The sequence below is a fragment of the Bradyrhizobium sp. genome, from assembly GCF_016462955.1.
Classification (GTDB): Bacteria; Pseudomonadota; Alphaproteobacteria; order Rhizobiales; family Xanthobacteraceae; genus Bradyrhizobium.
The window spans coordinates 1-13,556 of record NZ_JAEMSD010000153.1 but is presented as its reverse complement, the minus strand read 5'-3'; the positions used below and the strand labels follow the sequence as shown (position 1 = coordinate 13,556).

Genomic DNA, 13,556 nt, shown 5'->3' with positions numbered 1-13,556 from the left:
GGATCAAGTTCAAGGCACGGCACGAGCTGGCCGCCAAGCCGGCTCGGGGCAGCGAGTCAGGGACTGGCTCGCCGAAGGTCTGTTCATCAGCATTACATTTCGGTTCCGCCACAATTTGATCCGATGAATTTCGATATCCTGCATCGCGTAAGCAGAGGAAGACACCATGACTCTCAAGACTGGCCTCGTCGCCGCGTCCCTGTTCGGCGTTCTCGCTGCGGCGTCGGCGGCATCCGCCATGCCGATCGCGCCCGCACCTGCGACACCACAAGTCTCCGACGTGGAGCAGGTCCGCATGGTCTGCGACGCCTGGGGACAGTGCTGGTGGCGTCCGAACTATTATGGGTATTACAGGCCCCGGCCGTATTACTACGGTCCTCGGTATTATGGGCCGCCGCGCTATTACGGTCCGCGCCCTTATGGATATTATGGCTATCGTCGCTGGTGACGTTTGAAGGGGGCCCTCGGGCCCCTTCGCTTTTTGCGATCGTGTCGCGGCCGAGCGGCCTTGCGCGATCGAGGCATGATCTAGATCAAAGATGAGACAGCCGATAACGTCATTCTACAATGCGACGGAGCTGGACGCCTTCGCCTGTGAGCATCGCATTGACCTTGCCGCCGCGAACGTCGCGGTGACATCGACCTGACGGACTCATGGCATGATGTCCGCAATACTACGGCCTGAAATCCGGTTTACTGAAGCGCGTTGTTTCGCCATTGATGGCCATGCATCGACGTTCATTTGATTGTCTCATTTCAGCAACCGGCCGGAAACATGTTGTTCGACGACCTCGCTTCCTCCTCCGCGCTTCAACTGATCGGCTTTTCCGATGTCGATGCGTTTCGGCCGATGGAGGCGATGGAGGATGCCAGAAGCATTCCGCTCGACATCCCCAACTTCGCGGCGGCCCGCGCCGTCGTCTCCCTGCCGGCGTGCCGCATCATCATGATGAGATCGTTCGCGCGTATCCTCGACAGCGCCTATCGGATGCCGGGCGGATTGGTGATCCTGTCCATGACCGACGATCTTCAGGCCAGTTTCAAGGGAGTGGATCTCGACGCCCGATTCTTCATGGCGCTTCGCGGCAACGATGATTGCCATTTCGTCGAACCCCGGACCAATCATCATGCCATGATCATCTTCTCTCCCGGGCTGAGAGACAGGGGCTGGTTCGATCATGCCGACCGTTTGCGGACTCATGTCGCGAACCGGCCCGCGCTGCTGCACACGCGACAGCTCCTGCTCGACATCCTGCGCACCGCATCGGTGCAGCCGGGCCTGTTCGAAACCGCCGAGGTTGCGGCCCATCTCCAGGAAGGCCTTCTGCTCGCGCTCGACGATCTGTTTCGGACCGATTCGACGTCGGCTCGGAGTGCCTCGGTCCAGGGCGAGCGGGCGATCAAGCTTGTGCAACGCATCGACGACTATGTCGCGACCTACCCGACCGCGCCGATCTATACGGCCGATCTGGCCCGCGAGTTCGACGTCTCGATCAGGACTATCGGCGGGGCCGTGAGCAAGGTGCGTGGCATGAGCCTGCACCAGTACATTCGTCTGAAGCGCCTTTGGGCGACCCGGTCCCGGCTCCTCAAGGGCGGCGGCGTCACCGTCGCCAGTTGCGCACGCGCCCACGGCTTCCATCATCTCGGCGAATTCGCCGCAGCCTACCGTGCGAGCTTCCACGAGGCGCCTTCTGACACGCTGGCGCGCGGCCGGCAGGGTGGTGTTCGCCAGGCCGGCTGACGCATCCAGTGCTGCGACGACGTCGATTGAGAACATGTCGGGAACAACACAGGACTGGCGCGCTCGGAAGGATTCGAACCTCCGACCCTCGGAATCGAAATCCGATGCTCTATCCAGCTGAGCTACGAGCGCCCTGGCCCGGGTGCCTGGCCACCGAGATCGCCCAGCCAGCGCTGGCGAACCAGCACACCGGACGACGTTCGGGTCGCTTCGAATTAGCAGAGAGGCCGGCTAATAAAAAGCCCTTCCAACCTCCGGCCAGACGGGTTGAAGGCGTCGTCACCAGGTCGTGTTGAAGAGACCAAAATGCGGCTGCTGGGCGACCAGCATCATGGGACGGCCAGGCTGCGGCGCCGGTTGCGTCCTGACGATCTTGCGCTTGGGCTGAGCCTGTACCAGAGTGGCTTGAGCCTGAGGAACCTGAGGCTGAGCGGCCTCGGACTTCCTGGCTGCAGCGGTCTCGGCCTTCGCCGGCGTGAACTGGGCAAAGGTCTCGCGCACCCGCGTCTTAGCCGACATCTCGGCAAAGGCCGGCGACACGACCTCCTGGACAGGCGGCTGGGGAGCAGCAACAGCGGCGGTCTTCACCGCGGGTGCGGCTATCGCCGGTTGACTGGTGTCGAGCACCACGCGCTCAGGCAGATGCTGATTGGACCGGATCCGGATCAACGGCTGGTCGTTGCCGGTGGCCGCGACCGCTTGCGCTACGGGCGCCGCCGGGAAGACGAAGTCCACCGCGAACAGCAGTGCGAGCAAAGCTCCACCGACAAAGATGAAATATCTAAAGATGGGCATCGGCCACGCTCCGGCCCCGCATTCCCGCGTGAGCTCTCTCCGCCTTAACAGGCGATCTTTCAATTTGTTCCTGGCCCAGCCGTTCGGTTCAAATGGCGATGCACGCATTTTTGCCAATGACCGCGGAGGGTAACTTTTTTGCTACCGGAACACGCCGCCCTCAGGCACGGCGTGCTGCAGCCAGCGAGCATTTTGCCTGATCCGCATTCACGTTAACGAAGCCGACGGGGACATGCACGAAGGTCTTGCGGCTCTTCATGTCCACGGGGTCCGCGAGCACACGGCTGCGCTCGGTGAGACGACTGCCGTCGCGTCTCGTAAAGGCACAGACGATCTCGACATCTCTTACGGCATAGTCATTGTCGTTTCGCAGCGTGAACGTCACCAGCGCTTTGGAGCCGAGGCCGCCGCGGCGCCAGGTCTGAGACGAAATCCTGAGACGACCGAGCTCTGCTGCCGCCGAACCCTGAGCCTCGGACGCCGGCAACGCCAGCGGGGACGCATCGCCCGAGCGGGGCGCCTCAACAGCCGCCAGATCGTTCCTCGCCGGCTCAGCACTATTGCCTCTGGAAAGCGGCAGCAGCATCCAGATCCCGCACCCGGCGATGATCGCCGCCAGTAGCCGCAGAAGGCCTCGGCCAAACGAGACGCTCGCGATCGTGACAGCGCGCGCCACGCGTTCGCCGGTCCCGGCGAAACGCCCCAATCCGATCCGGTCGAGCCTGGCGTTCATATGGTTGCATCACCGATCGCGGCCGAAGCGCATCGACGATGGACGGCCGCAGCTCCATAATCCGGGCAACGAACTAAGGTTCCCGCGCGTCATGCGAATCGGCGAGGGCGGTGGCGAGCACCGGCCGAGGCCGCTAATATGCGGCGCAACATCGCAAGACCCGTTGGGAGACCATGAAATGCCTTTCGCCGTCACTTGGGATCACGTCCATCTGCGCAGCCCCGATCCGGAGGCCACGGCAGCCTGGCTGCGGGACATCCTTGGCGGCGAGATCGTGCACGCCCCAGGACGAATCGACGTGAATCTTGGCGGGGCCAGGATCTTCATCGCGCCGCTCGAAGGCGATGGCGCAGTCAACCCGCCGCCGCCGCACCCGCATCAGGGCCTCGACCATTTCGGCCTGACCGTGAAGGACATCGACGCCGTGGCGGCCGAGATCAAGGCCAAGGGCGTCACGTTCACGCGCGAGCCGACGACCATCCGGCCCGGCGTGCGCATCTGCTTCATCCGTGGCCCCGAAGGCATCTCCATCGAGCTGCTCGAGCGCGACAATAAGTACACCTAACGCGACGCGGCCTCGTGGGACGACATGAGACCGCGTGGGGCTAGGTCATGCTACCGGGCATGAAGCAGCGGATGGAGACGCCCATGTAGCCGTAGATCGGCCAGACCATGGTGCGCCCCACCCGATTTGGCTCCGAGATCACAGCCTCCTCGGGCACATCGACCCAGACGAGTTCCTGCGGCTGGCCGTCGAGCGCATAGCCGTGGCGCGGGATGCGGACGCGATAGTGTCCGTCCTTGCTGTCCCAGTCGGAGTCCGAAAGCGCCGAACCGTCGGCATCGGAGCAGCAAGGCCCCTTGCCGCTGCGCAGACTGTCGAACCAGGCCTTCAATTCGGGACTGGTGTTGGCGAACTGCCCGCGGTCGCGCGCGTGCCCCGAGGAGGCTGCGAGCGCGATCAAAGCCAAGACGAACGCCAGCCGCATCAGGTTTCCCCGATCTATCGCGTCGCCGATCCGCCGTTGTTCGCTTTTGCAATTCGTGGGACGCGCACTGTACAGACGCGGCCCATGGCCGCCGGAATCGATCCAGTTGGTCACGTTCGTCTTGCTCCAGCACCCCGCGGCCAGTGCAACAATGATTATGCATTTCGCGGGCCAATTCTGATTCGCAACGCCGGCCTCGCCTCACCATCAGAGCGTCACGAAGCCGTCACGGACAAGCTGGGACAACTACGGCTCGCAGGCCGCCGCGACCGGCCGGCAAACTCCGCGTTGCGCCAGCGGAAGGGCTTTGGCATAAAAGCCGGACCGGTTACGCCATTGGGCGATGGCGGCCGGCCTGTGGGACGTTATGAAGAACGGCCTCTATTCGATTCACGTGACCCTGCTCGATGGGCGAGTCGGCAAGGGCAGCGGCGTGATTCTTTTCCGCGACGGCAAAATCCTCGGCGGCGATGCCTATCTCTATTACACCGGCAGCTACACGGTGAAGGACAACAACACCTTCAAGGGCGAGGTGCTGGTGCAGCGCCACACCTCGCCTCGCGGCAATGACAATCCGCTGTTCGGCGGCCCTGCCCCGGTCGGCATCGGCGTCACCGGCACCTTCACGGACACGCGCGGGGAGATGACCGGCACTGCGCTGGTCGGCAAGGCCAGCCAAATCTTCGGCGCGACGCTGCATAAACTCGCCGACGCGGACTAGCTACTCGGCCGCCTGCTCGAGCGGCGCCACGCGGGGCAGGATTATCTGGATCCGCGTGCCGCCACCCGGTTCAGAATCGAGATCGAGGCGGCCGCCGAGCCGGTTGGTGACGATGCTGTAGACGATGTGCAGGCCGAGACCGGTGCCGCCCTGATCGCGCCGCGTCGTGAAAAACGGATCGAAGGCGCGGCGACGGACATCGAGCGACATGCCGCAACCATTGTCGGAAAAGATGATCTCGACATTGTCCTTGCCGCACTCCCGCACCTGGATCTCGATCGTCCCGGGCCGGCCGTCGGGGAAGGCGTGCGCCACGGAATTGAGAAACAGGTTGGTCAGCACCTGGCCGTACGGGCCGGGATAGCTGTTCATGGTCAGATCCGGTTGGCACTCGACGTTGAGCGTCAGATTGTGCTTACGCAGGCCCGGTCGCAGGCTCATGACCACCTGCTCGGTGAGATCGCCCAGATCGAAGGTGCGCTGGTCCGAATAGTTGCGGTCGGCGGCGACCTGCTTGAACGACTGGATCAGCTCGGCGGCGCGGTTGAGATTGGAGACGAGCTGCGAGGACGCATCGCGACTGGTACCGAGAAAGTCGTTGAGCGTGGAGCGGCGGAGTTCGCCGCGCTCGACTTCGGCGGTGAAGATCGCGGTCTTGCGCTCCAGCGCGGAGGCGACCGTGAGACTGATACCGACGGGATTGTTGACCTCGTGGGCGACGCCGGCGACCAGGCGTCCGAGAGCGGCGAGCTTCTCCGCCTCGATCAGCGAGGCCTGGGTCTCGCGCAGATTGCGTAGCGCGGTCTCGGCGGCTTCCTTGGCCTTTCGCATCTCCTGCTCGCCGCGCTTGCGCTCGCCGATGTCGAGCGCCACCGTGACGATGCGCTCGATCTCGCCTTCGGCGTCGAGCAGCGGCAGCTTGTTGACGAGCCATTGCCGCATGTTGCCGGAGGCGTCCTGATACTCCTCCTCGTAGAAACCAAGACCTTTTCGATGCTTGAGCACCCGCTTGTCGTTCTCGTCGGTCTTGGCGGCACCGTAGCGCGACATCAGGTCGGCGGTGGTGCGGCCGAGCGCTTCGCCGGGCTCGATGCCGAAGATGCCGGCCATATAACGGTTCATCAGCACGTAGCGCAGATTGCGGTCCTTGACGTTGATGACCGCGGGCACGGTGTCGATGACCTGCTGCAGCAGGCGCCGGCCTTCGGCGATGGCCTCTTCCGCCCGCTTCTGGTCGGTGATGTCGCGCAGCGTGCCCTCGTAGCGGACGATGTTGCCCTGCTCGTCTCGCACGCCCGTGGCGCTGTCGGAGAGCCAGAGAATGTTGCCGTCGCGTTGGCGCACCTGGTACTCGAACTCGCGCACCATGCCGTCGCGCGTCATCAGCCGCTGGTATTCGGCGCGCGCCTCGGGATGGACGTAGATCGTGTGGGTGATGTCGTTGATGCTGTCGATGAGGTGTTGCGGGCTGTCATAACCCATCATACGCGCCAGGGCCGGATTGGCGTTGAGAAGGTCGCCGGCCGGCGTCGTCACGTAGATGCCGTCGACCGATCCCTCGAACAGTTTTCGGTAGCTCTCTTCGGCGAGGCGCTGCTCCGTGAGCGCCCGCACCGCCGCCTCGCGCGCCGTATCGGCCTCTTCCAGCGCGCGGCGGAACACTTCGGCCGCCCGCGCGATGTCGCCGATCTCGTTGTCGAGCTCGGCTGACGGAATCGAGGTATCCTTCCGGCCTGCCGCGAGCGCGCGAATGGATCGCGCGATCTGAGCAAGCGGACGCACCGTCCTGCGCACCACGAACCACGCAGCGCCGATGCCAATCAGCACGCCGACCGTACCGAGCACGATGCTCTGCCATCGCGCCTCGGTCAGCGTGCGGGCAAAATCGCGCGACAGCACGTGGCCGCGCCGGGAGCTGACCTCGCGCAGCAACTCGGTGACGCGGCCGATCAATCGGCCCTCGGTTCCCAGCACCTCGCGATCGATGTCGGCGATCTGCCGCTCGCGGACGGCCACGGCCATGATCGCCTCGGCATAGTCGTTGACCGCCGACTTCAGCCGGGCATCGCCGATATCGAGGGCCCGCATCCCCTGCGCGGCCTGCTCGGCCGCGGACTGGTTGCGTGCGAGCAGCCCGAGCGCGATCCGGCTCTGCGCCTCGGACAGGCGGGACGCCAGCTCGCGGTCCGCGGTGCCCGCGACGGCCGCGTCGAACTGCTCGCGCAGCGGCGGCAGTCCGGCGAGCAGCTGGGCGCGGCGTTCGATCAGGGTGGAGATCCGCTCCAGGCCGGTGCGATAGGTCGCGAGCCGCTCGGTGACCCCGTCGAGCATGTCCTGCTGCTCGGGCGCGAGCTCGATGCGGGTCTTTTTCAGGATCTCGCTGAGCGTCGATGCCGCCTCGCCCACCTGCTGGAACTGGATGCCGGCGCCGGGGTCCGTGACGAAGTCGCGCGCGGCGAGGCGCAATTCGTTCATGCGGCGGTCGATGTCCTCGGCGAGGTCCCCGACGCTCTGGAGCCGCTGCAGCTCGGCAAAGGTGGTGTCGATATGGCGGATCGCGATCACGCTCGCGGTCGAGGTGACGATGATCACCGCCAGCACCAACAGAAAGCTGCCGAAGGTGAGCTGGCCGATGGAGAGCGAGAAGATTCGCTTTTTCTCAGGGGTCGGCGTCAATTCGGCGGACATTGGTGCGTGTGGGGGGACTGGGCTATCGGAGGCCCAATATACGACGTATTGCAGCCCCGGGGGAACATGCCCCGGGACACGGAATATCGTTAATATTCTGGACTGCCACCCCTCCTTGCGTCTCGGGGCTATGCGCCCTCCATGTTCGTCCCGGCCAGGCCGGGATCAGCCGGCGGCGCCGACCTCGAACACCTCGCCGTCATAGCCGGCCTCGCGGGGAATGCGGAGCTGGCGGCCGGTTTCGGTCTTGGTCATGACCGGCATGACCGTCACGATGGACAGGCCGCGGGCGTGCTCCAGCGCCGCGCTGACGTTTGGCTGCTTGGCAAGCCGGATCAGGTTGCGCGTGGTCGGGAATGGCAGCTTGAAGCGGCCGTTCTCGCCGCCCTCCACCGCCTCGCGCGGCGAGACCCAGATCGAGTCGGTGGACTCCAGGCCGTCATGGGCGCCGAGCTGGTCGGGCGGTGCGGCCGCGAGAAAGAACCAGGTGTCGAAACGCTTCGGCATGCCCTCCGGCGTGATCCAGTGCGCGTAAGGCAGGAGCGTGTCGAGCGCGAGCTGGAGGCCGTTCTCGGCGAGGATGTCGAGGAAGCTGACCTTGTGCTCGTTGAGCGCGACGCGATGCGCGTCCGCGATCTCCCCCGCACGCCGGGCATCGACAGGCGCGCCCGTCTGCTTCGAGCGGGCCAGCAGGATGCCGCTCTCTTCAAAAGTCTCGCGGATCGCGGCAATGCGAAAACCGCGGTCGGCTTCGCTCAAGCCTTCGCCGCCCGAATAGAGATCGGCGCGGGCGACGATCTCCTTGTCGCCGGCATCGACGCTGCCGCCGGGAAACACCAGCGCGCCCGAGTTGAACTCGATCTGATGATGGCGAACCATCATGAAGACCTCCAACTCCTTGCCACCGTCTCGGAGCAGGAGGATCGTCGAGGCCGGGCGTGATGCTGATGTCTCGGCCATGGAGGCTAACCTGCGGCGCTGGATTGCGGGCCGAGATTGGCGCGCTTGTCGAAACGGGCAACCCGCGACAAGAGGTAATCCACCTCGGCCTTCGCCGTCGCCGTCATGGTCGCGCCGGGCTTGCGCTGCGCGCTGGAGGCGATGATGCCGCGCTTCTGCAGCACGTATTTGCGCACGGTGAGGCCGACGCCGGGCTGCTGCTCGTAGCGGATCAGCGGCAGATGCGCATCGAAGATGTCATGCGCGGCGTCACGCTTGCCGGCCTTGGAGAGGTTCACGACGTCGATCAGGAGCTCCGGGAACGCATAGCCGGTCATGGCGCCGTCGGCACCGCGCTCCATCTCGAAGTCCAGGAACGTGCCGCCATTGCCGCAGAGGATCGAGAGCGGGCGCAGCGAGCCGTCCTTCTGGAAGCCACGCAGCGTCGTGATCTTCTCGAGACCCGGCCAGTCCTCGTGCTTGAGCATCACACAGTTCGGATTGTCCATCACGATCTTGCGGATCACGGCGGGGGTGAACACGACCTGCAAGGTGAGCGGATAGTCCTGCAGCACCCAGGGCACATCAGGGCCGATCGCTTCTGCCGCCTGCTTGAAATAGCCGATGATCTGGTCGTCGGTGCGAAGCGAGGGCGGCGGCGCGATCATGACGCCGGCCGCGCCCGCGTCCATCGAGGCCCTCGCCAGCGAACGCATGGTGGCAAAGCCCGGTGCGGAGACGCCGACGATCACCTGCATCTTCTTGGCGCGCTTGACGTAGCGCACCGCCACCTGCTCGGCTTCAGCGGCGTCGAGCTTCGGGGCCTCGCCGAGGATGCCCAGCACCGTGACGCCGTCGCAGCCGACCTCCTCGTAGAAATCGGTCAGGCGGTCGATCGAGCGCTCGTCGATCCGGCCGTCGTCGTGGAACGGCGTCGGGGCGATTGCAAAGGTGCCCTTGGCGTCGGCGGTAAGTTTCATTGGGTCTCTCTGTCCTATCAATTGTCGTCATTCCGGGATGGCCCGAAGGGCCAGGCCCGGAATCCATAACCCCAGCTGGTGGTTATGGATTCTCAGATACGCAATTGCGTATCATAGCTCGCGACTTCGTCGCGCCCCGGAATGACAGTGTGGCTAAAACCGCCGCGCCCCCATCTTGATCTGCTCCTCGGAGAAAAATATCTCCTTGGCGTGATCGGCGATGTCCTGGGCCTTCCAGCCCGAATGCGGCGGTTTCCAACCGTCCATTTCCATCATCCGCATCTCGCGCACGCCGCGCGGCCCGGACACGCCCAGCACCTTGCCGGTCTGGTCGCCGGACAAGTCGCTGACCATGTATAGCACGGCCGGCGCGATGCCGTCCGGCCCGAGCGCGGCGCCGGGGTTCTCCTTATAGCGGGGCAGGTCTGCGGTCATGCGGGTCAGGGCCCCCGGGGCCAGCGTCCAGATCCGGATGTTGTATTTGCGGCCCTCGATCGCCAGCACGTTGGACAGGCCCCAGATGCCGCCCTTGGCCGCGCCGTAATTGGTCTGGCCGAAATTGCCGATCAGGCCCGATGTCGAGGAGGTGTTGACGATCACCCCGCCGCCGTTTTCCCGCATCCAGCGAAACACCGGCATGGTGCAACAAAAGGTGCCCTTCAGATGCACCTTGATGACCTTGTCCCAGTCGGCCTCGCTGGCCTTGTGAAAGGTCTGGTCACGCAAAATGCCGGCATTGTTGACGAGGATGTCGGCGCGGCCGAAATGCTTGATGGCGTCGTCGAACACCGACTGGCCGCCTTCCATGGTCGAAATGTCGGCGCCGTTGGCGACCGCCTTGCCGCCATCGGCCTTGATCGCGTCCACCACCTGCTGCGCCATGGACTTGTCGGCGCCGGAGCCGTCGCGGGGACCGCCGAGATCGTTGACGACGACCGAGGCCCCTTCCCGCGCGAACAGCTTTGCATAAGCCTTGCCAAGCCCCCCGCCCGCACCGGTGATCAGCGCGACCTTGCCGTCGAGTAGTCCCATGGTGGCCTCTCCCCTGTTATGATCGTCATTCCGGGGCAGCGCGCAGCGCTGAACCCGGAATCCAGAAGTTGTAGCGCGAGATTCCAGGTTCGCGCTTCGCGCGCCCCGGAATGACAGAGGCGGCTAACCCAGCACGGTCTTCCCGTTCTTGATCACGGTCACCCCGCGCGACTTCACCTTGGCTTCGAAGGAGATCACGTTGCCATCCTTCCAGAGGTCCATGGTCACGGTCTCGCCGGGATAGACCGGAGACGAGAACCGCGCGACATGCTGGCGGAAGGCGGAGGCGTCGTAATCGGCATAGGTCTGCAGCACGCCGCGGCAGGTGATGCCGTAGGTGCACATGCCGTGCAGGATCGGGCGCGGAAAGCCGGCCTTCTTGGCGAACTCCGGATCGGAGTGCAACGGATTGCGGTCGCCGCAAAGGCGGTAGACCAGCGCCTGGTCGGGGCGCGTCGTGATGTCGATGGTCTGATCGGGCGCACGGGAGGGGATCTTGTGCGGATCGGGCTGGGTCAGGTTCGGCCCGCCGAAGCCGCCGTCGCCGCGGGCAAAGCGTGAGGCGACCAGCGTTGCCAGCTTCTCGCCCTTCTCGTTCTTCAGCACGGTCTGGTGAACGATGACGACGCCCTTGTCCTTGCCCTTGTCGTAGACCTCGAGCACGGAGGAGTCGGCGGTGATGTTTGCGGCCACCGGCAGCGGCTGGTGGAAGGTGATGTCGCGTTCGCCGTCGACCACCATGACGCGGTTCAGATTCATCTCGCCAGGCCCGGAGCCCCAGGCCGCGACGGAGGCGAAGGTCGGCACCACCTTCAGCGGCCGCGGCGTGAACGTGCCCTCGTTGACGAAGGCGAGCTCGTTCTCGTCCATGGGGTCGGCGCCCAGGCCAATGCCGTAGGCATAGAGCATCACCTCGCGATCGGTGTAGGCGTATTTCTGGCCGATGTTCTTGAGGGCTTTGAGCTCTTCGTATCTGGCGGACATTCTGTTTGTTTCCTCCCGGTCTCTCCGCGAGCAGCGGCGCCCGTTGATGTGCCCTCTCCCCTTGCGGGAGAGGGCAACGAGAGCCGTGCGGCAAACTCATTTGGGTGAGGGGTTGCTTCCGCACGGAGCAATCTCTCTGTGGAGAAAGACCCCTCATCCGGCGCTTCGCGCCACCTTCTCCCACAGGGAGAAGGAAGAAAGCAATCAAGCCACCGTGAAAAACGGCAGCGGTGCGCCGTCGGTCGGCTTGAACACCACTTTCACCTTCTGACCGATCTTCAGTTTCTCGAGATCGCAGTCGACGAAATTGGTCTGCACCGACGGGCCCTCCTTCAGCGTAACGTAGCCGATGGCGTAGGGACCGGTCGGCGATTTCCGCATCAGGCTCCAGGTGTAGATCGTGCCCTCGCCCGAGGCTTCCTCCCACACCGTCTTGTCGGAGTAGCAGAACGGGCAAATCGAGCGCGGGAAGTAATGCGCTTCGCCGCAGGCGGTGCAGCGCTTGATCATGAACTTGCCCTCTTTCGCCGCGTCCCAGAACGCTGCGGTCTCGGGGTTCGTGACCGGGGCCGGATATTTCTTCGTCTCGCTCATCACACGCGCTCCAGAATGGCAGTCGAGGCGGCATGGCGGACGCCCAAAAGGCCACCGGTGCCGTGGGCGATAGCGAGATCGCAATTCTTGACCTGCACCTTCGGATGCGCCTCGCCGCGCAGCTGACGCACCGCCTCGAGGATCTTGGTCATGCCGCCGCGGTTGACGGGATGGTTGCTGCAGAGGCCGCCGCCGTCGGTGTTGAACGGCAGCTTGCCGACACCCGAGATCAAATTGCCGTCTGCGACGAACTTGCCGCCCTCGCCCTTCTTGCAAAAGCCGAGGTCTTCCAGCTGCATCAAGACAGTGATGGTGAAGCTGTCATAGATCGAGGCGTATTTGATGTCCTTCGGCGTGATGCCGGCTTCCTCGAACGCGCGCGGGCCGGACCAGATTCCGGCGGAATAGGTGAGATCGAGATCCTTGCCGCCGCGCGGGCCCTTCATCGCCTCGCCATGGCCGATCAAGCGCACCAGCGGCTTCTTCAGGCTCTTGGCGATCTCGGGCGTCGTCACGATCATCGCGCCGCCGCCGTCGGAAACAACGCAGCAATCCATGCGATGCAGGGGATCGGAGATCATCGGGGAGTTCAGCACGTCCTCGACGGTGACGACGTCCTTGAGCATCGCATGGGGATTGTACTGGGCGTGGTGCGAGGCCGCGACCTTGATCCAGGCGAGCTGCTCGGAGGTGGTGCCGTAGTCGTGCATATGGCGCATGGCACACATGCCGTAGGCATTGTGGGTGGTCGCACCGTAAGCGGTCTCGAAGTCGGCCTCGGCGCCGGCTGCGCGCGGCGGCATCGCGCCGGTGCGCGGCTTGCCGGCGAGCGTCACGAGCGCGATCGAGCACTTGCCCGCCGCGATGGCCTCAGCGGCATGGCCGAGATGAATGATGTAGGAGCAGCCGCCGGTCTCGGTGGAATCAATGTGACGGAGCTTCTTGGTGTTGAGGCCGAGATAATCGACCATCGGCCAGGCGCCGCCGGGCGCGTCGCCCGCGCAGAAATAGCCGTCGATATCGTCCTTGCTGATCCCGGCATCCTCGATCGCGCCCTTGGCGACCTCGGCATGGAGCTGGGCGGTGGATTTGTCCGGCGCGTGCCGGGTCGGGTGTTCGTAGATCCCGGCAATGTAGGCTTTGCCCTTGATGGTCAAACTTCAGGTCTCCGCTCGCGTGTCTCGTTGCGTCGTTTTTCTGAACCGCGGTGGGCGGATTGGCAAGCGAGGAAATATTCCGCGGGGCGAGAGGGCGGCGGGTGGCGAAGGAGCCCGTCCAAAGCCAGGCCGTAGACAGGAAGCGCGCCTGCCCGCCGCGTCGTCATTGCGAGGCGCCTTGCGACGAAGCAATCCAGAGT

Annotated in this window: 14 protein-coding genes and 1 tRNA gene; 4 read left to right on the top strand and 11 right to left on the bottom strand. The window is 64.6% G+C overall.

Features of this window, described 5'->3' with window-relative positions:
- Positions 1-166 precede the first annotated feature (166 nt).
- Entirely contained in the window at positions 167-448 is a 282-nt protein-coding gene (locus JHD07_RS17365; protein WP_291624391.1) for a hypothetical protein, read from the top strand.
- Positions 449-775: 327 nt separating this feature from the next.
- Positions 776-1,744: an AraC family transcriptional regulator gene (locus JHD07_RS17360; RefSeq protein WP_291624389.1), complete on the top strand. Its 969-nt coding sequence runs from the start codon at positions 776-778 to the stop codon at positions 1,742-1,744.
- A gap of 55 nt (positions 1,745-1,799) precedes the next feature.
- Here the strand turns inward: JHD07_RS17360 and JHD07_RS17355 are convergent.
- From JHD07_RS17355 to JHD07_RS17345, 3 genes are all read right to left on the bottom strand, one after another.
- Positions 1,800-1,876, bottom strand: a tRNA-Arg gene (locus JHD07_RS17355).
- A gap of 147 nt (positions 1,877-2,023) precedes the next feature.
- Entirely contained in the window at positions 2,024-2,539 is a 516-nt protein-coding gene (locus tag JHD07_RS17350) for a hypothetical protein (RefSeq protein ID WP_291624388.1), read from the bottom strand.
- A 160-nt stretch (positions 2,540-2,699) separates the two neighbouring features.
- Complete coding sequence (locus JHD07_RS17345; protein ID WP_291624386.1) at positions 2,700-3,272, bottom strand: hypothetical protein; 573 nt, start codon at positions 3,270-3,272, stop codon at positions 2,700-2,702.
- A 178-nt stretch (positions 3,273-3,450) separates the two neighbouring features.
- Between JHD07_RS17345 and JHD07_RS17340 the strand changes: the two genes are divergently transcribed.
- Positions 3,451-3,837 (top strand): VOC family protein, encoded by a 387-nt coding sequence (locus tag JHD07_RS17340; protein WP_291624384.1) that lies wholly within the window; start codon positions 3,451-3,453, stop codon positions 3,835-3,837.
- Positions 3,838-3,877: 40 nt separating this feature from the next.
- Here the strand turns inward: JHD07_RS17340 and JHD07_RS17335 are convergent, their stop codons facing one another.
- Positions 3,878-4,375 (bottom strand): hypothetical protein, encoded by a 498-nt coding sequence (locus JHD07_RS17335; RefSeq protein WP_291624383.1) that lies wholly within the window; start codon positions 4,373-4,375, stop codon positions 3,878-3,880.
- 253 nt (positions 4,376-4,628) lie between these two features.
- Between JHD07_RS17335 and JHD07_RS17330 the strand changes: the two genes are divergently transcribed.
- Positions 4,629-4,982 carry a GrlR family regulatory protein gene (locus tag JHD07_RS17330; protein WP_366864693.1) on the top strand — a complete coding sequence of 118 codons (354 nt, stop codon included), beginning with the start codon at positions 4,629-4,631 and terminating at the stop codon, positions 4,980-4,982.
- On the opposite strand, the gene JHD07_RS17325 is transcribed toward JHD07_RS17330, so the two are convergent.
- From JHD07_RS17325 to JHD07_RS17295, 7 genes are all read right to left on the bottom strand, one after another.
- Positions 4,983-7,670: a PAS domain S-box protein gene (locus tag JHD07_RS17325; protein WP_291624379.1), complete on the bottom strand. Its 2,688-nt coding sequence runs from the start codon at positions 7,668-7,670 to the stop codon at positions 4,983-4,985.
- 165 nt (positions 7,671-7,835) lie between these two features.
- Complete coding sequence (locus JHD07_RS17320; protein WP_291624378.1) at positions 7,836-8,630, bottom strand: NUDIX domain-containing protein; 795 nt, start codon at positions 8,628-8,630, stop codon at positions 7,836-7,838.
- 5 nt (positions 8,631-8,635) lie between these two features.
- Entirely contained in the window at positions 8,636-9,589 is a 954-nt protein-coding gene (locus JHD07_RS17315; RefSeq protein ID WP_291624375.1) for a dihydrodipicolinate synthase family protein, read from the bottom strand.
- A gap of 153 nt (positions 9,590-9,742) precedes the next feature.
- Positions 9,743-10,621: an SDR family oxidoreductase gene (locus tag JHD07_RS17310; protein WP_291624373.1), complete on the bottom strand. Its 879-nt coding sequence runs from the start codon at positions 10,619-10,621 to the stop codon at positions 9,743-9,745.
- 123 nt (positions 10,622-10,744) lie between these two features.
- The gene (locus tag JHD07_RS17305; protein ID WP_291624371.1) at positions 10,745-11,605 is read right to left on the bottom strand and encodes a MaoC family dehydratase; all 861 of its coding nucleotides are present in this window, start codon (positions 11,603-11,605) and stop codon (positions 10,745-10,747) included.
- A gap of 204 nt (positions 11,606-11,809) precedes the next feature.
- Positions 11,810-12,199, bottom strand: coding sequence for a Zn-ribbon domain-containing OB-fold protein (locus JHD07_RS17300; RefSeq protein WP_291624369.1), 390 nt, complete (start codon positions 12,197-12,199; stop codon positions 11,810-11,812).
- Complete coding sequence (locus JHD07_RS17295) at positions 12,199-13,356, bottom strand: thiolase domain-containing protein (protein WP_291624367.1); 1,158 nt, start codon at positions 13,354-13,356, stop codon at positions 12,199-12,201. The genes JHD07_RS17300 and JHD07_RS17295 overlap by 1 nt, the downstream gene beginning before the upstream one ends.
- Positions 13,357-13,556: the final 200 nt, after the last annotated feature.